This is a genomic window from Aminipila sp. (assembly GCF_032051575.1).
Classification (GTDB): Bacteria; Bacillota; Clostridia; order Peptostreptococcales; family Anaerovoracaceae; genus Aminipila.
In genome coordinates this window covers 167,011-186,134 of record NZ_DAMBYD010000010.1, presented here as the reverse complement: position 1 = coordinate 186,134, position 19,124 = coordinate 167,011, and the positions used below count along the sequence as shown (strand labels likewise).

At 33.0% G+C, this 19,124-nt stretch carries 16 protein-coding genes; 14 read left to right on the top strand and 2 right to left on the bottom strand.

The features are described from left to right. Nucleotides 1-81: 81 nt before the first annotated feature. The 4 genes from ptsP (at nt 82) to rlmD (ending at nt 4,446) form a co-directional block, all read left to right on the top strand. Complete coding sequence (ptsP, locus tag RTW14_RS14635; protein WP_312652729.1) at nt 82-1,830, top strand: phosphoenolpyruvate--protein phosphotransferase; 1,749 nt, start codon at nt 82-84, stop codon at nt 1,828-1,830. After that, on the top strand, nt 1,830-2,411 hold the full coding sequence (locus RTW14_RS14630; RefSeq protein ID WP_312652727.1) for a flavodoxin family protein: 582 nt from the start codon (nt 1,830-1,832) through the stop codon (nt 2,409-2,411). The genes ptsP and RTW14_RS14630 overlap by 1 nt, the downstream gene beginning before the upstream one ends. Nucleotides 2,412-2,466: 55 nt before the next feature. Beyond that, nucleotides 2,467-2,970 carry a PaaI family thioesterase gene (locus tag RTW14_RS14625; RefSeq protein ID WP_312652725.1) on the top strand — a complete coding sequence of 168 codons (504 nt, stop codon included), beginning with the start codon at nt 2,467-2,469 and terminating at the stop codon, nt 2,968-2,970. Nucleotides 2,971-3,090: 120 nt separating this feature from the next. Continuing rightward, the gene (rlmD, locus tag RTW14_RS14620; RefSeq protein WP_312652723.1) at nt 3,091-4,446 is read left to right on the top strand and encodes a 23S rRNA (uracil(1939)-C(5))-methyltransferase RlmD; all 1,356 of its coding nucleotides are present in this window, start codon (nt 3,091-3,093) and stop codon (nt 4,444-4,446) included. 1,071 nt (nt 4,447-5,517) lie between these two features. Here the strand turns inward: rlmD and RTW14_RS18705 are convergent. Together RTW14_RS18705 and RTW14_RS18700 are read right to left on the bottom strand one after the other, a co-directional pair. After that, nucleotides 5,518-6,264, bottom strand: coding sequence for a DDE-type integrase/transposase/recombinase (locus RTW14_RS18705; protein WP_331654476.1), 747 nt, complete (start codon nt 6,262-6,264; stop codon nt 5,518-5,520). A gap of 141 nt (nt 6,265-6,405) precedes the next feature. Beyond that, nucleotides 6,406-6,759, bottom strand: coding sequence for a hypothetical protein (locus tag RTW14_RS18700; RefSeq protein ID WP_331654475.1), 354 nt, complete (start codon nt 6,757-6,759; stop codon nt 6,406-6,408). A gap of 175 nt (nt 6,760-6,934) precedes the next feature. On the opposite strand from RTW14_RS18700, the gene RTW14_RS14610 reads away from it, so the two are divergent. From RTW14_RS14610 to RTW14_RS14565, 10 genes are all read left to right on the top strand, one after another. Next, entirely contained in the window at nt 6,935-8,158 is a 1,224-nt protein-coding gene (locus RTW14_RS14610; protein ID WP_312652721.1) for a hypothetical protein, read from the top strand. Nucleotides 8,159-8,352: 194 nt separating this feature from the next. After that, the gene (locus RTW14_RS14605; RefSeq protein WP_312652719.1) at nt 8,353-9,852 is read left to right on the top strand and encodes a hypothetical protein; all 1,500 of its coding nucleotides are present in this window, start codon (nt 8,353-8,355) and stop codon (nt 9,850-9,852) included. Between the two features lie 177 nt (nt 9,853-10,029). After that, on the top strand, nt 10,030-10,257 hold the full coding sequence (locus RTW14_RS14600) for a hypothetical protein (protein WP_312652717.1): 228 nt from the start codon (nt 10,030-10,032) through the stop codon (nt 10,255-10,257). 322 nt (nt 10,258-10,579) lie between these two features. Then, entirely contained in the window at nt 10,580-11,782 is a 1,203-nt protein-coding gene (locus RTW14_RS14595; RefSeq protein WP_312652715.1) for an AIPR family protein, read from the top strand. A 197-nt stretch (nt 11,783-11,979) separates the two neighbouring features. After that, a complete protein-coding gene (locus tag RTW14_RS14590) occupies nt 11,980-12,816 on the top strand; it encodes a DNA adenine methylase (protein WP_312652713.1) in 837 nt (278 codons plus the stop codon). After that, nucleotides 12,809-14,101 (top strand): type II restriction enzyme, encoded by a 1,293-nt coding sequence (locus RTW14_RS14585; protein WP_312652711.1) that lies wholly within the window; start codon nt 12,809-12,811, stop codon nt 14,099-14,101. The genes RTW14_RS14590 and RTW14_RS14585 overlap by 8 nt, the downstream gene beginning before the upstream one ends. After that, nucleotides 14,094-14,834 carry a TRM11 family SAM-dependent methyltransferase gene (locus RTW14_RS14580; RefSeq protein WP_312652709.1) on the top strand — a complete coding sequence of 247 codons (741 nt, stop codon included), beginning with the start codon at nt 14,094-14,096 and terminating at the stop codon, nt 14,832-14,834. Before RTW14_RS14585 ends, RTW14_RS14580 begins: the two co-directional genes overlap by 8 nt. Nucleotides 14,835-15,253: 419 nt before the next feature. Further along, nucleotides 15,254-16,258 carry an AAA family ATPase gene (locus RTW14_RS14575; RefSeq protein WP_312652707.1) on the top strand — a complete coding sequence of 335 codons (1,005 nt, stop codon included), beginning with the start codon at nt 15,254-15,256 and terminating at the stop codon, nt 16,256-16,258. A 514-nt stretch (nt 16,259-16,772) separates the two neighbouring features. Next, complete coding sequence (locus RTW14_RS14570; RefSeq protein ID WP_312652705.1) at nt 16,773-17,024, top strand: hypothetical protein; 252 nt, start codon at nt 16,773-16,775, stop codon at nt 17,022-17,024. Nucleotides 17,025-17,179: 155 nt separating this feature from the next. Then, nucleotides 17,180-18,874 carry a recombinase family protein gene (locus tag RTW14_RS14565; RefSeq protein ID WP_312652703.1) on the top strand — a complete coding sequence of 565 codons (1,695 nt, stop codon included), beginning with the start codon at nt 17,180-17,182 and terminating at the stop codon, nt 18,872-18,874. Nucleotides 18,875-19,124 lie beyond the last annotated feature (250 nt).

Sequence of the window (19,124 nt, the reverse complement as noted above, 5' to 3'; positions counted from 1 at the left end):
TATAATATTGTAGTGCAATTAATTGCATCCTACATTTATTGCGGTGCAAAAGATAATTTTAGGCAGAAAGGTAGTGAGAGTATGAAAGGATTAGGAGTTTCACCGGGTATCGGAATCGGCAAAGCTTTTATAATTGAAAAAAAGCCGATGGATATAAATAAAATTTATGTCGATGATATTCAAAATGAAATAAATCGTCTGAGAAATGCAATGGAAGACGGTAAGAATCAATTGAATGAATTGTATTTAAAAACTCTTAATGATATAGGCGAAAAAGAAGCTCAAATCTTCAAATCTCATGAAATGATGCTTGAAGATGATACTTTTATATCAGAAGTGGAAAATAAAATAAAGAGTGAAGCGGTAAATGCAGAGTACGCTTTTAACGAAGTATCAAACTATTATATTCGATTATTTGAAAACATAGAGGATGATTATTTAAGAGAAAGATCGGAAGATATAAAGGACGTAATGTCAAGAGTACTGAAATCGTTGCTTGGCATTAAGGATACGGATTATTCAAAGATACATAACAACGCCGTAATTGTGGCGAAAGATTTGACACCGTCGGATACGGCACAATTTGAAAAGGGAAAAATTGAAGCAATGATAACCGAAATCGGCGGGAAAACCTCACATGCAGCCATAATAGCGAGAATTATGGGTATTCCTACGGTAATAGGTATAGATAATATAATTGATAAAATTAAGGACGATGACATTGTTATTTGTGACGGCAAGACAGGAAAGGTAATAGTCAACCCTAACGAAAAACAATTATTCTATTATCAGCAGAAAAAAGATAAATTAGAAAAATTAAACATCGAACTTAAAAAACAAATCGGTCTGCCTTCAATTACAAAAGATAACTTTAAGGTATCTCTGGCAGCTAATATAGGTACACCCCATGACGTTGACTCTGTTTTAGAAAATGATGCCGAAGGTATCGGCTTATTCAGAAGTGAATTTATTTTTATGAACAGAAGCTGTCAGCCCACAGAAGACGAACAATTTGAAGAATATAAAGAAGTATTGCAGAGAATGGGCGATAAGCCTGTTATCATAAGGACACTGGATATAGGCGGAGATAAAAATGTCCCCTATTTTGACATCCCGAAGGAAATGAATCCCTTCTTAGGATACAGAGCCATAAGATTGTGCCTTGGAAATATTGACGTATTCAGAACGCAGTTAAGAGCAATTTTAAGAGCAAGCGTTTATGGCAACGTAAAGATTATGTTTCCTATGATTTCTACAATGAAGGAACTTAGAGACGCAAAGAAAATTTTTGAAAAATCTAAAGAAGATCTCAAGAATGAAGGAATTCCTTTCAAGGAAGATATTGAAATAGGAATAATGATAGAAATACCTTCCGCGGCAATTATTTCCGATTTATTGGCCAAGGAAGTTGATTTTTTCAGCATAGGAACCAATGATTTAATTCAGTATACATTGGCAGTGGACAGAATGAACTCAAAGCTGTCTCATTTGTACAGCCAATATCATCCCGCACTTTTAAGATTAATAAAGGGCATAATAGATAATGCACACAATGCAGGCATCTGGGTCGGAATGTGCGGAGAAGCGGCAGGTGATCCAAAGCTTATCCCTATATTTTTAGGTATGGGTCTGGATGAATTCAGTATGAACTCACCGTCAATATTAAGTTCAAGATATATAATCAGGAATTTATATAAAAATGAAATGGAGCAAATAGCTAATAAGACGTTAAATATGGAAACCGCAGTAGAGGTTGAAGATTATTTGAGCTGTTTGTTTGCAGAAGACAATGACTATTTGAAAAGGTGCAACGTAAGGAGTAAAAATTAATGAGCAAAAAAGTTTCAATCGTCTTTCACAGCGTATGTGGAAACAGCTACATAATGGCAAAGGAATTCTTTGATGAATTTACGAAACATAACGCGGAAGTACAAATATTAAGAGTAAATGACCCTAATTACAGTGAGCTTGCAAAGCAGTTTAATATTGCAGGTCAATATAAAGATAAAATATTAAAAATTGAAGAAGCACAAGCAGGGAAACTTTTAGACAGTGACATTATTATATTCGGCTCTCCTACCTATTACGGCAATGTATCGGGAGCAATGAAAAGCTTTATGGATTCATTTTCACCTTATTGGACCGATGCAAAGTTCTGGGGCAAAAAAACTTTTGCCTATACCACGGCAGGCAATGCCGAAGGCGGCGGAGATATGTGCTTAAATGCTATAAATATATTTGCTCAGCACATGGGAATGATTCCGGTGCCCGTTCCTGCAGACTTGTTGACAGGACAGAATTTTCCGGCGTACGGACTCATACATTATGTGGGAGATTATTCAAACTTAAGACCCAGCAGGGAAGTAGTTTTAGCAATTAAAGAAATGACTGAAAGATTATTACAACTGTAAGGACGACTACAACCTAAGTCGTCTTTTTTGATAAATAACAATAAAGGGGTAAAATATGAAATACAAAGTAAAAAACAAACAAAAAATAAGCAAATACTGCTTTGTGTGCGGAACAGATAATAAAGAATCACTTAAAACTAAATTTTATGAATTAGAAAACGGTGAGCTCATGTCTGTTTCAACGCCTACACCCACTCACCAAAGCTATCCCGACAGAGTTCACGGCGGTGTTATTTCCTCAGTCTTAGATGAAATTATAGGAAGAGCAATCATGATAGAAGAGCCGGATGCGTGGGGTGTAACAGTTGAATTAAATATCAAATATAAAAAACCGGTACCCATAGACAAACCAATCAAATGCGTTGCAAGAACAACCCGCAATACCCGTCTTTTATTTGAAGGAACAGGGGAAATAATATTGGAGGACGGAAGTATCGCAGCAACCGGACACGCAAAATATTATAAAATGAGCTTAGAAAAATTAGCAAAGGAAACCGGCGCAGATAATACATTAATGATGGATGACCTGTCACAGGCACCAGAGGAAGTAGAGTATTAAACAATAGATATGCAATGGATTAGCGATAGAATAGCAATAGATGTGCAATGGAAAAAAGAACTTTATCAATTGCTTGTCTACAGCAAATCAATCGCTCGTCAATTGCAAGTAGGAGAAATAATGAAAAAGAATGACATTATAGAAGTAACAATTGAAGATATGAATTTTCCTAACATAGGTAAAGCAACCTATGAAGGAAAGAAAATTAAAATCAAAAATGCAATTATCGGGCAAAAGGTCAGAGCAAGAATAAGCAGATCCAGAAAGGACACCGCAGAAGCCAAGATTATTGAGGTTATAGAGCCGGCATCATATGAAATAAAGCCGGGATGCGACCATTTCTCATTTTGCGGCGGCTGCTCATATCAGAATATCCCCTATGAAAGACAGCTCGGCATGAAGGAAAATCAGGTCAAGGATATATTAAACGGCATCCTGTCAGAACCCTATGAATTGCTACCCATTGTACCAAGCCCCAAAAAAACAGAATACAGAAATAAAATGGAGTTTTCATTCGGCGATGAAGTAAAAGAAGGACCCCTTACATTAGGTATGCATAAAAGAAACAGCTTTCACAGCATCGTCAATGTCAGCGGTTGTTCAATCGTCGATGAAGATTTTCGACAAATATTATGTAAGATTTTGGGCTATTTCCAAGGAAATAGTCAACCCTACTACCACAAAAGCACTAACCTTGGATTTTTAAGATACTTATTGGTAAGAAAAGCAGAAAAAACAGGACAGATATTAATCAATCTGATTACCACCAGCCAAAGCACCTTAAATGAAAAGGAATTTGTTGACCTTATACTAAACACAAAGCTAAAAGGAATAGTCAAATGTATCGCTCATTCCATCTTTGACGGTGTTGCTGACGTAGCAAGAGCAGACACAATGAAAATTCTCTACGGAGAGGACAAAATAGAAGAAGAGCTCTTGGGCTTAAAATTCAACATCTCTTCCTTCTCATTTTTCCAGACAAACTCTCTCGGAGCAGACAAACTCTATACAATAGTCAGAGATTTCATCGGAACAACAAAGGATAAAACCATATTTGACCTTTACTCCGGAACAGGAACCATAGGTCAGATATTAGCCCCAACAGCCAAAAAGGTAATAGGTATCGAATTAGTGGAAGAAGCAGTTGAAAAAGCCAACGAAAATGCCAAGCTTAACAACCTGACTAACTGCACCTTCATAGCAGGAGACGTCCTGAAGAAAATAGATGAGCTTGACGACAAGCCTGACATTATAGTCATCGACCCACCAAGGGAAGGCATCCATCCAAAAGCCATAGATAAAATAATCAACTATAAGCCGGAAACCTTCATCTACATTTCCTGCAAACCAACATCTTTGGAGAAGGACTTGCCGGTGTTTTTGGAGAATGGGTATAGGGTAGAAAAGGTTCAGTGTGTGGATATGTTTCCGATGACTCCGCATTGTGAGGTAGTCGCGAAGCTTATAAGGGTGTAAATGTCTATCCCTAATAAACCTTTGCTCTTTTAAATAATCTCTTGCTTCCATCATAATAAACTTTTTCTTCCATCAAATTCCCTCCTTATTTCCTCCATAAAAAGGGAAGAAGAAGAGGAAAAAATGGCAGGAATAAAGGTACAATAAATAAGGAAATAACAGCAGGAATAAGAAACAAGGGAAAAGTAAAAAGGGAAAAAGAAAAGAGAAAAGCAAAATGGAAAAGAGAAATGATTCTTCCAGGGAATTAGGCAGTTAGCTGGTTGCAGATTAAATTAATGAAGAATAATAAAATGATAAATGATTGATTAATAAAGGAGAATTCTTTGTTTTTTCAGTTATTTTATCCTTCTTTTTATATAGGGAGTCTTCACAATAACCCTTAATCCTTGGTCTTGCCTTACTCCTTATTCCTGAAATACAGAGTCGAATCTTTATTATAATTTTATTAGAGTCTTGATTCAATGTTGTGGAATAAAATAGGGAAAAGGAAGAGAAAAAAGAAAATCTTTATTAAATTTTCGACGAAGGTATGCGGGTTTGGGGGGGATGAAAAGACAAAGGATTATTATAAAGAAACAGTAAACCTAGTGATACCAACAGTTATAGAGGAATTAAGGCATTGAATGTATAGATGACATTCAATGCCTTTTCTGTTCTGGAAAACAAATCTGCTTGATTTTATAATCAGAAAACAATCATTATATTTGAAAAATTATGTATTTATTAGTTGAGAAATGCTGGAAGATGCTATAGAATTAAGATAATAATTGTGTGAAATTAATATATCAACTTTTATAACTTGATAGTTTACACTAATTATAAACATTCATAAAAGAAGAGTAGCAAATATATAAGACAATGGTAGTCATCGCCACCCTTGACTGCATGACAAAACAATGCTGTCAGGTTTTACCGACGGCGAAAAAACTCAAGAACAGATAAAAGTTTCACTGCCGTCGTCACAGCATTATAGCATTGTATTTGTCCTACCATTAAGGGCAAGCTGGGTACCTCTGGCTCTAAAATCAAAGAACAGATAGAAATTAAGATGCAGGGTTTTCTTGCATATTAGAAATAACCTGCTATCCTAGATAGATAAGAAGTTGCCACTCCGCCAGGTATATTGCCAGCATTCTTAAGCATATGGACTTCATTTAAAGGACGTTTGCGTCTACGAAGTTCATGGGGGCGTAGAAAGTTGTAGTAAGCAACCCAAAGGTTTATGCCATAATAAGCACCATCATCAGTACCATAACCGCAGGTAGCACGATAAGAAGCTTTAAAGGTACGATTAAGACGTTCAATCCTCTGTTTAAAAGGACGAAACTCTTTAGATACAGCATCATCATTAGTCAGACCAATAACTTGAGTAACATCAAAATCCCAGTCTTTTTCAATCTTAAATTGTTGAGCAGCTAAAGGATATGCAGTATAGCCATCAGATATAAATTTTAAAACCTTACCAGGGGATTCTTTAAATTTATCAAAAGCCATTCTCATGGCATGTATACAAGGACCAATATCACGACTTTTAGAGACTTGATAGCTAAGAATAGATCGTGAGACAGTATCCATGATGAGCCAAACATAGCTTTTAAGGCCCTTAATCTTGATATAGGTCTCATCAGAAGCTAAATTATTAGAAGGATTGTAATCAAAGGAATCCACAAAAGGTTTAATAATAACAGAAGCTGTTCTGGTATAGTTAGCAACCATTGTATAAGAAATATTAATATTGTGAATTTCACGCATAGCTTTAGCAGTTTTACGAAGAGAAAGCCCAAGATTAACATGATAAGTTAAACAAAGCCCCATAATATGAGCATTGTTTTTACGATATTTAAAACTTGTAGCCCAAGAAGGGAGCTGTTTAAATCCATAGAAAAGAAATCTAAAGTTAATTCACGATAGATATAATGGAGCTTGTATTTATACCTCTGACTAGGATCTAAATCTTTAGGAAGTAATTTTAAATTGCTCTGTAGTAGGAACAATTTTTATTGACACACTGAACAATAAAGTGTTTACGGTCTTTTCAGGTATAGTTTTACCATTACGACGTTGAACAGGCTTTACAGGCTTACCATACTTCCAAAGATAGTAATCAAGCAGGAAAGTATAATCCTGTTTAAAGAACTTTTTAATAACTGGAAGTTTATCTATTTTTAATTTCTGATAAGAAGGGCTCTTAGAATCATCAAAAGACCATTGTTTAAGAGGGATATATTTAGCAATAAATAAAGTTAATTCATAAATTTGATTAAGTAAGTATTGATTATATACAAGTAAATAAGTTATAATTTGAGACATAACAATGACCAACCTTTCTATTAAATTTTGTTTGTCGTAAATCAAATTATAACAGAAAATGGGGGGCATTGTTTTTATTTTATAAAAAACCATGTAACCCATGATAATATAAGGTTTGAATAAAAAATAGCAGTGTTAAACTTGACACTACGGTAAGGGACAGGGGGATAGTATTATGAATTTATTTGAAAGAATAAATAATTTATATAGAAATGATAAAAGTTTTTGGGACTATTATAAGGGAATAACAACTGATCCAATTAGTAATCCGTCTGATGCCTATAGATTTATAAATGAATTTTTTAGTTTAGGAAGTAAAGGAAGTATATTTCACAATGTACTTGACGAGAATGAAAACGTATCTTTAGTTATGAGACATGATTCTCATACGATAAAGGTTTATTTTATAGGTGTTTTATTGCAACAAATCATAGATAGAAATTTATCAATAAGATCAGAATTAGATACAAATTACCCCTTTAATTATTTATGGTACCTGTGTTGTTTATTTCACGATTATGGATACAGATTTGAGAAACAGCCTTTATCAGAAATGCATTATTCCAGAATGAGGAAGATAAATACATTGAATAAACAGAGATTTAGGAATTTTAGGCTAGAATATTATAGAATTTTGAACGCTGATATTAAATTTGTTTCACCAAATTTGCCATTCAAGAAGAAGTGTTATTTATCAAGCAGTCTTAATAAGTCTAGAAAGAAAATGGGGAATCAACCAATCGAAATTAGTGAAATATGCAATAATCAATGTAACGGCTATATCTATTTATCTAATGGAAAGATAGTAGAAAAAAATCACTATTCAAATAGAATTAAGAATAATTATTTTAAATATATAATCTTTGAACGTAATCATATGGAACACGGTATTTCAGGTGCTGATTATTTGTTTTTCAAGTTAGCTGAAAACTATAGAAATAAATGTAATGAATTAGCTAATAGGGCAGACTCAGTAGATTTTATAGATGAATTTAATAGACGCTTCCATTGTGAACAATTTAAAATATTCGCCTATATAGCAGATTGCATAGCATGCCATAACATTTGGAAAGCGCCAGAGGGTTCAGAAGAACTATACAAAGCATATCAGCTTGAATCTCTAATAAGTGAACAATTTAAGATTGTCTCATATGAAGATAATCCACTGATATTTATTTTATGTTTATCAGATTCGATAGAACCAACAAAAAAGATTAATGACTTAAGTGAATCAGAAGTGCTTAAAAATATAGATTTTGATTATTGTAATAAGTATAATAAATTGAAGGTACTCATATCAAAGGAAATGAGTAAAAATATTAAGTGTGAGGAGTATATTAAGAGCTTGAATACTCTGGAAAGCTGGATTGATATTAAGATGGAAGTCATATTAGTTTAGCAAAAAATTTCAACAAATCTATTGGTGAAATGTTAAGATAGAAATGACTTATTAAGTTTTTAGAAAAATCTGAAGTCGATAATTGCTTATAAATGAAATTTAGTATTTTATATTATAATAATTTACTATAACTAATAGTAAGTAATAAAGCTTAAGTGTAATTAATCGCAGTGGCAAAGGAAGGGGAGGTTATAATGTTTTTTTCGGAACATTTTCAAGTTGATACAGACTTAGTAAAAGCTTATGGTGCAGTAGATATTTCTCTAGTATGTGACATTCCTTTGTTTATTGACCCTATGCTAATTTTTAATAGTGATAAGCCTGAATATCAATCTTTACATCATGAAATCATACGATATTTCCATTTCTTATATATGAAATCAAAGCAGGGGTTATCTTCCAAAGAAATAGATACGTGGTTTAACTTTAGTGAGGTTCCTAATAATTGGTTGGGGTACTCTTTGGTTGGAAATAAAGGACTGGCTTTAGGGAGTAAGTTTGCCAATTTTTTATATAGTAATATTGAGTTTGCAATTAACACAAATGGCATATCAAAAAGTCAACATATAGAAAAAGCGATGTTACTTTATGAAGGAAGTGGAAAAGATAAAATTAGTGACTTAACTGTTAATCTAATAAAAAGATTCCTTTGTGAATATACAGAAGAATTTGCAAAAGAATATATAAATCCCGATTTGTGCCGTATTACTCCTGTTGACAAAGTATATTTTAATTATGAAACAGAAAGCTTTGTAAGCAAGGAGTTTATGCTCCCATTCGTTTATGATGAAAAAGGACAAGTTGAATATGTTTTATTAACACCATTTGATATTCTCAGGGAGGATGAACCATCAATAAATAGGGATGATTTTTATAAAAGTCATGAACGTATTCGTGCTGTGATTGAAAATGACAGTTTGAGAACATATGTGAATAATTACATTATGAAAGCTGTGCAACGATATGAAGAAAATCAGAAAAAAAATCGGCGAGCCATTAGAGAAAACTCAGTTCAGAAAATTGAGAAAGAAGCTTTTCAAGAAATTGTAGGAGAATATCCAGAATTATATGATTACTATATCAAGTTGCAAGAAGCAAATACCGATGAAATAAAGAAACAGTGTATGCAGGAACTAAACAAGCAACTAGAAAAACTTTTAGTAGCTTCAAAAAATTTGATTTCTCTTTTTATCTCAAATGAATATACTTTTGAGGAAAATTTGTCCGCAAGAGAGGAAGCGAAGAACAGGTTGACTTTTTTTAAACATATTATTGAAGATTGTGACGGGTATAAGAATTTATATGTTAAAGGCGAACAAATTGCAAAGGAGAACGATTTACAAAGGCTATTTCGCTTCGTATGGTATGGAAGCAATTTCAAAGTAGATTCGGAAGCTAATAATGGAAGAGGCCAAGCAGATTTTATTATATCGATGGGGCAACACAATCAAAATATTATTGAGTTTAAACTAGCAAGCAATTCGATGCTAAGTCATGTATTTACACAAGTTAAGATATATGAAGCTGCTAATTGTGCAGATGGAAGTCTGGTAGCTATATTCTATTTTACTGAGAGTGAATATCGAAAAGCCCAGCAAGTAGTAGTAAACGCTGGATATGAAAATATGATTAATGAATCAATTTTTTTAATTGACTGTAGAAGTGATAACAAATCATCTGCATCAATAGCATAAAACTTAGCTGGAGAAAACAAATACAAATTTGTATGGGCATATTTTTGAAATTCTATTTTATCATAATAGATACACTGCGTATAACTTAAGAGTAGTATACGATAGTGTCAGCTATTTGTAGGAAAATTGTTAGAATCTTCTATAACCATACCTTTACACCAAGGGAAGCCCATTTACTTGCGACATCATTATTGTACTCTCAAGGCACGTGGAGTGCGTGGTAGGAATACAGAAAATAGAGAGATAGGAAAAGACGTAGAATTGGCTGAATATCAGGGGAAACGGCATGTTATATTAAAATTTACTTATGAACAAAAACACGTGATTTTTAATCCGATTGGAGCAGGTAAGAGGGAAAAGGAGATTTGTGAGGGAGTGCAGGTAGTTTTGGCTATATTTTCATAGAGAATATCAAGAAAAATAAAATTAAAGCAAGTGACCTGAGATAACATAATAACTTTAAACTATAAGGTTAATTAATTTACATTTTCGACCGAGGATATATTTTGGATATTTTTTAATTGAAAAATGGAATTGTGTATTGCAAAAACTTAGAAACAGAGTTATAATATAACTGTCTATGAACAAATTTGTTCATTAGATTACCAGTATCTTTCGCAGATGTGGACTTACAAAATAACATTAGCATTTAGATGTTGAACGCTTATATTCTGTAATTTCACATATGTGGAGTAACAGAATTTTTTTATATTAAGGAGATGTGGTTATGGCAAAATTAAAATTAGTAGCAAAAGAATTTAAGAAAATGAATGATCCAAGTGACAAAACTAGCAAGCATATTAAATATGTGTGCTATGTACAATCAAGTAGCATTCCACAGGAAATTGAAGAATGGATGGCTACGAATCCAAGAGAACAAAAGATGTCCACAAATGTTGCGCAAAAAATTAAAAACAGTCTAGTAGAAAATGACAACTTTCATGAGCTAAACAGAGGTGTATTAATGTCATCAAGTTCAGCAGAATGGAACAATAAAACAGAAGAATTGATAATTACACTTGATGATCCAGAGCTTCATGGGAATATTGATGGTGGACATACGCTGAGAGCAATTCTTGAAGCTAAAAGCAAAAATTCATTGTCAAATGATAGATATGTATTCTTTGAAATCTTTGAGGGTTTAGAGACACCAGTAGAGTTGGCAGCGGCACGAAATACATCTGTGCAAGTGGATTTGAAATCTATTGCAGAATTGGAGAATAGCTTTGAAGTTATAAAACAAGCATTTGCTGAAGTTGATTTTGCATATAGAATTCAATACAAAATGAATGAACATTACAATGAGGTGGATATTTCAACTATTGATGTACGAGAAATAATAGCAATATTATTGATGTTTAGTCAAGAGGTTTATCCATATAAAAATTCACATGGAATATTATCTGAAACTCAGCCAATTCAGTGTTATTCTGGAAAAGAAGCAAGTTTAAGAAAATTTTTGTATTCAGGAGGTAGTACAGAGAAATTACAGAAACAAGCTCGTGAGAAGATGATTAGAAATATGCAACCGATAATTAAGGACATATTTGAATTGTGGGAAGAAATCGAAGTATCATTTGCAAGTATTTCAAATAAGGCAGGAAAGCGTTATGGAACAAGAAAATATGCAAAGTTCGATGCTAATAAAGTTGTTGGAAAATCATTTTTTAAACAACAGGATTTGCAATATATTATTCCAAAAGGATTAATGTACCCTTTGGTGGGTGCTTTTAGAGCGCTGATACAGATCAATGATGATGGTAGCTATTATTGGCAATGTCCACCTAGTGAGGTATGGAATAAGATAGGTCAAAAGCTAGTTTCTATGTTATTAGATGAAAAAACGGAAAATCCAGATGTGATAGCTAAAAATAGTAACTTATGGAGCAACTTGTTTAAAGAAATATATATATTTGGATATATGAAATAGTGAATAGGAGGCTAAGAGACATAATGATGTTTCTTAGCCTTTGATAGAAGGTGTAAATTTTATTTGCCACTACTTCAGTAAGAAGGTATAATAAAAGTATATAAAATTGCAAAACGAGAACATATGTTTGACGAATATATTTCTATATGTTAAGATATAAGCAACAACTAAAGGTAATATAAAAGGATGGTGTTTAGATGAAAAAGAATAAAATGGTTGCCCCAGTCGTTAAGTGGGTTGGTGGAAAGAGACAATTATTAGATGAATTAACACCATTGTTTCCAAATAAATTTAGCACATATTGTGAGCCATTTGTTGGTGGGGGTGCAGTGTTATTTAATAGACAACCAAGCACAGCTTATATAAATGATGCGAATGGTGAATTGATAAATGTATATGAAGTGATAAGAGATAATGTTGAAGAACTAATAAGTTCGCTTCAACAACATAAAAACGAATCAGAATATTTTTATAAAATCCGAGATCTTGATAGAGATCATGAGGCATTCGAGAAATTATCTAATATTGAACGAGCATCTCGAATGCTTTTTTTGAATAAGACATGTTTTAATGGTTTGTTTAGGGTAAACAATGCGGGAGAGTTTAATTCTCCGTTTGGAAACTATAAAAATCCAAATATTGTTAATGCACCAACATTACTTGCAGTAAATAGATATTTTAATGAAGCAAAAATCCACATATCTAATGTTGATTATTCGGAAGTGTTACAGAAGATTCCAAAGGGTAGCTTTGTGTATTTGGATCCACCATATGATCCAGTATCAGCCACATCTAGTTTTACCGGTTACACAAGAGGTGGATTTGGTCGTGATGAACAGATAAGATTAAGAGAATGTTGTGATGAATTAGATTCGCGTGGAATAAAGTTCATGTTATCTAATTCTGCAACAGATTTTATTAAAGAACAATATAATGCTTATGATATTAAAATTGTTAAGGCAAAGAGGGCAATTAACTCAGTTGCGTCAAAACGTGGTGATGTAGATGAGGTGGTGATTAGAAACTATGAGTAGTAAACCTAAAGGTAAAAATGATCATGCTTGGGAAAAGTTGTTTAGTAAATATGATATATTGAATCAGATAGATATGCATGAAAAATTTATTATTTCTGCAAATCAAATTAAAGAGTTTAGAGAACCGAGATTAATGGCAAAATTTGATCATAATATTAATTTGCCACAAATATTTTCCGAGAATCGATTAGCCATATTACCAATTTCAAGAGGTGACTACGTAATATCTAACTTTGAAGTATATAAAAAGTTTGAAAGCATAAGTACAAAAGTGATTCAAGCATCATTGCCGGAACATATACAAAGTTTAGATAAAAACAATATTCAAAGTGAAGCGATTTCTATTAATTGTGCTTTGGCATCTGGAATTTTAAATGATTTTTTGGGTGAAGAAAATTTGGTTGCAACTGTATCTGGAAGAATGGGCTCTGATCGCTTTGATTTTGATATAAAAAACAGTAAAAGTGGTAGACTTGCATCAATTGAAGTTATAAACTCCCAAATAGAAATAGATGCAGCATATGAAGGAGTAGAGTCGCTTGCGTTACTTGAAGCAAAAAGAGATATTTCGGAAGATTTTTTAGTAAGACAACTGTATTATCCATATAGAGTGTGGGCTGAAAGAGTATCAAAGAAAATTAGACCTGTTTTTTTGGTTTATTCAAATGGTATTTTCAGCTTATATGAATACGAATTTAAAAATCCTAAAATATATAATTCATTAGAGCTTGTTCAACAGAAAAATTATATATTAGAAGATATTGAGATCAGCATTAGTGATCTTGAAAACTTGCTTATGAACACTCAAATTATTAGAGAACCTGAGATACCATTTCCGCAAGCAGATAATTTTAAGCGAGTTATTAATGTTTGTGAATTGCTTTCTAGTACAACGATGGATCGAGATGAAGTGACAGAGGAATATGCCTTTGACATTAGGCAAACTAATTATTATACAGATGCATGTAGATATTTAGGACTGGTGGAAAAAGGTAGAGACGGATTAAAAGTGATGTATCAATTAACTTCTAAGGGTAAATTGATTATGAATATGTCCAGGAGGCAACGACAATTAGAGTTCTGTAAGAGCATATTAGAACATAAAGCGTTTAGTGAAACCTTCTTAATAACATTGAGAGAAGGGAGAATACCTAACAAGCAAAGGATTGTTGATATAATGAAACAGTGCCAGTTATATAGAGTTGAAAGCGAAGAAACATATAAAAGGCGTGCATCGACAATAACTGGTTGGATTAATTGGATGTTGGAGATTGCGAATGAATAATGGGAATATTTGGGAACCTTTAGAATTTAAAATAGAAACGAGTTCAGTGTGGAAATTTCCTGAACGTGGGAATTGGGCTACACATGATGGGAATTATAGAGGAAACTGGTCACCTTATGTACCAAGAAACATTATTTTAAGATATTCAAATCCTGGAGATTTAGTTATTGATCAATTTGTTGGTGGTGGAACAACTATGGTTGAGGCGAAACTTTTAGGTAGAGATTGCATAGGTATTGATGTTAATGCAGAGGCATTAGAGCGTTGTAGAAAGAAATGTCAGTTTTCATTTGAAAAAGGTGGACGTGTTTATTTTAAACAAGGAGATGCAAGAAAACTAGACTTTATACCTAATGAAAGTATAGATCTGGTTTGTATGCATCCACCATATGCAGATGTAATAAAATATAGTGAGCATCAGGAAAATGATATATCGTTGTTGTCAGTAGATAAGTTCTTGGAATCTATGATAGATGTTGCAGAAGAATGTAAAAGAGTTTTAAAAAAGGGAAAGTACTGTACTTTTTTAATCGGAGATATGAGGAAGAACGGCAAAGTAATACCGCTAGGATTTAGAACAATGGAAATATTTTTGAAATCAGGATTTGAGATTAAGGAAATAATATTAAAGGAGCAGTTTAATTGCAAGTCAACAAATAAATGGTCTAAATTAAGTGTTGAGAAAAATTTTTTGCTTTTAGCTCATGAATATCTCTTTATTTTAATAAAATAGGATATATGTATGAGATAGATATTATAAAATTGAACTGGTAACTATTACTTACTAGTTCAACTATTCGTTAATTCCGAAGAGTTCAAATAAACTTCGCTGTAAAAATGAGTGAAGTTCTTCTGTAAAGTAACCTTGATAGTAATTGAATCAAGGTTGTTTTTTTGTCCTTTTATAGCTGCAATATATTCCCAAAATAAAATATTTTAATTATTTTTCAAAAATGGTTGTCAAAATCCCCTTCCCGATGCCTACACATTGAGGGGTATTTTTATATTTTAAAATATTTTCAAGAAATAGTTCTAAAAAACACGTTTTCGTTGCCTACACATTGAAGGGATAATTTTGTGTTAAAAAAATTTATTATCAAGACTTCAAAAACACCCTTTAAATGTGGAAACAAGTAAGGAGGTGAATTTAAAATGACAAAAAGATTTAACACCATTGACGGTGAAACATTAATGACCATACCACTGAAACCCATTAACTTTATCATTGAAAATCTACTATCAGAAGGACTTCATATTCTTGCAGGCTCACCAAAGGTAGGAAAGTCATGGCTTGCCCTATGGTTATCTGTTGCTGTAGCAAAAGGAGAAGATGTCTGGAGCAACAAAGTAAAGAAGGGAGACACTTTATATCTCTGCTTTGAAGATAGTCAAATAAGAATACAAAACAGACTATTTGATATTACAGATGAAGCAACGGACACAGTAAACTTTTGCACTGAGAATGCTATGCTTGGTGGTGAGCTAGAAGAAAGAATTGTAACCTTTATAGCAGAGCATCCAGGTACAGTTCTAATTATTATCGATACCCTTCAGATGATACGAAATACAAGCAAGGATAACAATTATGCTAATGACTATAGCGACTTAACCATATTAAAAAAATTAGCAGATAAATATGGGATAGATATTCTACTGATTCATCATCTGAGAAAAGAATATGACAAAGATCCATTCAACCGAATATCAGGCACTACAGGAATTCAAGGTGCAGTGGACAGTAGTTTTATCTTAGTAGAAGAAACCAGAGGTAGTGGAGTTGCTACTCTATCTTGTGTTGGTAGAGATATTGATTATCGTGAGATTAAGTTAAAACGTGGTGAAGATAATATCTGGCAAGTAATATCTGATAGTTTTGAAAATCATGATTTACTAGCAGATGATATTGTTATTCTTCTTTCTGATTTTATGAAAGATAAAGAATATCATAAATCTACTCCAACAGAACTTGCAGAGGAATTATCTAAAAACAGGGACGATAAAATTTCTTCAAAGACCCTTACCAAAAGAATATTACAAAATACTTTAGAATTTGAAGAACGCTGTATTTCTGTTGTTATCCGTAAGAGCAATGGTAAAAGGCTGATTGAAATTTTCAAAAATAGGGACGATAGGGTCGATAAAATGAGTACCCCCTAAGTCCTCAAAACGATGACCCTGTTGACCCTTTAGACCCTGAAATGCTAATCACAATTGAATAAACATAATTTCCTAGCAGACATTAGCCTCTGTGTCCCCTCGTGTGCAATTGTAAAGTCAAGAGTGGGAGAGTAACACCTAATGAGCAATAAAATGATTTGTGGGGCGAATGTGGCGATATTATAAAAACACCTAAAAATAGAGCTTTGTGATTTTAAGCATTGGCTCCAAAGGTATAAAATATCCGAAATAAAAGTGAAACCCCCAATCGATTTTAGTGCAGGATAAAGGAAGGTGGTCAAAAGATTCCACCTTCCAGCTACATCCCCCGGCAGTGCCGTGGGTTTTTCAACTGCCTATAGGTGGTCGAATTTCGAGGTTTGTGTCGGACAAGGTGGTCGGAACTGATAGAAAAACCGATAAAACAGGCATTTATAGCTGACATCTATAGGTGGTCAAGGATATTGTATTAGATACTTAAAAAAACAACAGTAAATAGAAGCGGAGGAATTTAATGAAAGAAAATTTAAGACAACTCTGGAACATATTTAAAAGAATTATAAAAGATAAACATGGAGAAGGTGATATCGAAACAGTTGCTAAAATTTTATTTACTCCCTATGGTTATAAGTTTTTAAAAAATAATATAGAAAAATATGCAGCACAATTAGGAATGTTAAATCACTTACGTAAAAAGGATTTAATCACAGATAAAGAACATGCTAGCATCAAACAAAGTTTGAAAAGAAAATATGATATAAAATAAACCTATAGAATCCGTGCTACCTTATGATTTTATAGGGTAAGCATAGGTTTCAATCTTTATTAGCAGTTGTCAGATAATTAGCTTGACTATGAAAAATCTTCTATCTATAATCCTTGTGATGTTAGATTAAAGTACAAAGAAAGGTTGGTGAGAGAATGAGTAAAGTACATATTATTGAAGCACAGAAAGAAAAAATTAATCGAACAACAGGTAAATTAATTAATAAAATGCGTGTAGCTGCTTACTGCAGAGTAAGTACTGATTCAGATGAGCAGATGAACAGCTATAAATCCCAAGTGATACATTATAAAAACCTTATCAAGCAGAATAAAGAATGGGAATTCGTAGATATTTACGCTGATTCAGGAATTTCAGGAACTCAATCTGATAATCGTGATGAATTTCAAAGGATGATTTCAGACGCTAGCAAAGGATTAATTGACATTATTATTACAAAGAGTATTTCAAGGTTTGCAAGAAATACAATGGATACTTTAAAATATGTGAGGCTGTTAAAAGATGAGAATGTGGCAATTGTTTTTGAAAAAGAGAATATCAATACCTTAACCATGAATGGAGAAGTGCTACTTACAATCTTAAGTTCCCTTGCACAGCAGGAAAGTGAATCCCTTTCTGCTAATACCAAAAAGGGTCTTGAAATGAAAATGGAACGTGGGGAACTAGTAGGATATCAAGGTTGTTTAGGCTATGATTACGATAAGGAATCAAAAAGTATTTCCATTAATGAGGAAGAATCAAAAACTGTTAGATACATATTTGATCGCTATACAGAGGGTGTTGGTTGTTTTGTTATAGCACAGGAACTTACTGCTATGGGAGCAGTAACTAAGAAAGGCAATACAGAGTGGGTGGATACTTCTGTTCGAGGAATTGTTAAAAACGAAAAATATAAAGGTGATATCTTAATGGGAAAAAGCTTTACCGTAGATCCAATTAGTAAACGAAGGCTTGATAATTTTGGTGAATCCAAAAAGTATTATATAGAGAATCATCATGAACCAATTATTTCAAGAGAACAATTTGATAAGGCACAAGAAATATTAAGCAAAAGAAGTAAGAATTTTAATCAAGGTAGGCAGAATAAATACAGTCTGAAATATACCTTTAGCAGTTTGTTGAAGTGTGGATACTGTGGTGGAAATATCACAAGGAGAAGGTGGCACAGTGGGAGTGATAATCAGAAAGATGTGTGGTCCTGTGTTACAGCAATTCGCAAAGGCAAGAAGAACTGTCCTGAATGTAAAGCAGTAGAAGAAACCATTATTGAGAATGCATTTGTTAAGGCTTTCAATATTCTCTGTACGGATAATAAAACTGTGGTAGAGGAATTTCTAAACAATGTGGAAGAAGGATTACAATCAAAGGATAATAAAAAGCGTATCAATAAGCTGAACGCTGAAATTAACAGTACTGAGATAAAAATAAGTAAGTTAATAGATTTGCATTTAGAAGATAAGATTGATAAAATAACTTATGAAGAAAAATACGGACAGTTAATCAAAACCTTAAAGGAATTAAAAACAGAACGAATAGAATTGGATACAGTCCAAGGTGAAGAAAAGGCGATAAAAGAAAGGCTTTCAGACTTTAAGAAAATATTTAAAAACAAAGAGCCATTAACAGAATTTGATGGAGATGTGTTTAAGACTGTAGTCGAAGAGGTAGTGATAGGAGGACATAATGAAGATGGAATCCCTGATCCTTATATGCTAACTTTTATCTTTAAAACAGGATTAAATACAAAAATAGATGGGCATAAACCACCAAGTAAAATGAAGAAAAAGACTGGGAATAAAAAGTGTACCTATCAAGAGGACAACCCACGTTGAGAGTATAATTCTGATGACGTATTGTGGTTCAGAAGGCAAAAAGTAGAAGTTGACCACAACATATAGTGGTTTGAGGGTGATTTTGGAGCAAAAAACGAGACTAAAAACACCGTTTTTTGACCCCTATTTTTAGGGTGATTTATAGATGACATAGGGTAAATTGAGTTGTGACACCCTAAAGGTGGAAAAATTGATGGCTCAGAAAGAGGGAGAAATAATCCTCAGGGTTGATAAGAATTTTATATAATCT

Bases quoted from the DNA above. Each gene is read 5' to 3' on its own strand.
- ptsP (WP_312652729.1), top strand. From the start codon at position 82: ATGAAAGGATTAGGAGTTTCACCGGGTATCGGAATCGGCAAAGCTTTT.
- RTW14_RS14630 (WP_312652727.1), top strand. From the start codon at position 1,830: ATGAGCAAAAAAGTTTCAATCGTCTTTCACAGCGTATGTGGAAACAGC.
- RTW14_RS14625 (WP_312652725.1), top strand. From the start codon at position 2,467: ATGAAATACAAAGTAAAAAACAAACAAAAAATAAGCAAATACTGCTTT.
- rlmD (WP_312652723.1), top strand. From the start codon at position 3,091: ATGAAAAAGAATGACATTATAGAAGTAACAATTGAAGATATGAATTTT.
- RTW14_RS18705 (WP_331654476.1), bottom strand. From the start codon at position 6,264: ATGGGGCTTTGTTTAACTTATCATGTTAATCTTGGGCTTTCTCTTCGT.
- RTW14_RS18700 (WP_331654475.1), bottom strand. From the start codon at position 6,759: ATGTCTCAAATTATAACTTATTTACTTGTATATAATCAATACTTACTT.
- RTW14_RS14610 (WP_312652721.1), top strand. From the start codon at position 6,935: ATGAATTTATTTGAAAGAATAAATAATTTATATAGAAATGATAAAAGT.
- RTW14_RS14605 (WP_312652719.1), top strand. From the start codon at position 8,353: ATGTTTTTTTCGGAACATTTTCAAGTTGATACAGACTTAGTAAAAGCT.
- RTW14_RS14595 (WP_312652715.1), top strand. From the start codon at position 10,580: ATGGCAAAATTAAAATTAGTAGCAAAAGAATTTAAGAAAATGAATGAT.
- RTW14_RS14590 (WP_312652713.1), top strand. From the start codon at position 11,980: ATGAAAAAGAATAAAATGGTTGCCCCAGTCGTTAAGTGGGTTGGTGGA.
- RTW14_RS14585 (WP_312652711.1), top strand. From the start codon at position 12,809: ATGAGTAGTAAACCTAAAGGTAAAAATGATCATGCTTGGGAAAAGTTG.
- RTW14_RS14580 (WP_312652709.1), top strand. From the start codon at position 14,094: ATGAATAATGGGAATATTTGGGAACCTTTAGAATTTAAAATAGAAACG.
- RTW14_RS14575 (WP_312652707.1), top strand. From the start codon at position 15,254: ATGACAAAAAGATTTAACACCATTGACGGTGAAACATTAATGACCATA.
- RTW14_RS14570 (WP_312652705.1), top strand. From the start codon at position 16,773: ATGAAAGAAAATTTAAGACAACTCTGGAACATATTTAAAAGAATTATA.
- RTW14_RS14565 (WP_312652703.1), top strand. From the start codon at position 17,180: ATGAGTAAAGTACATATTATTGAAGCACAGAAAGAAAAAATTAATCGA.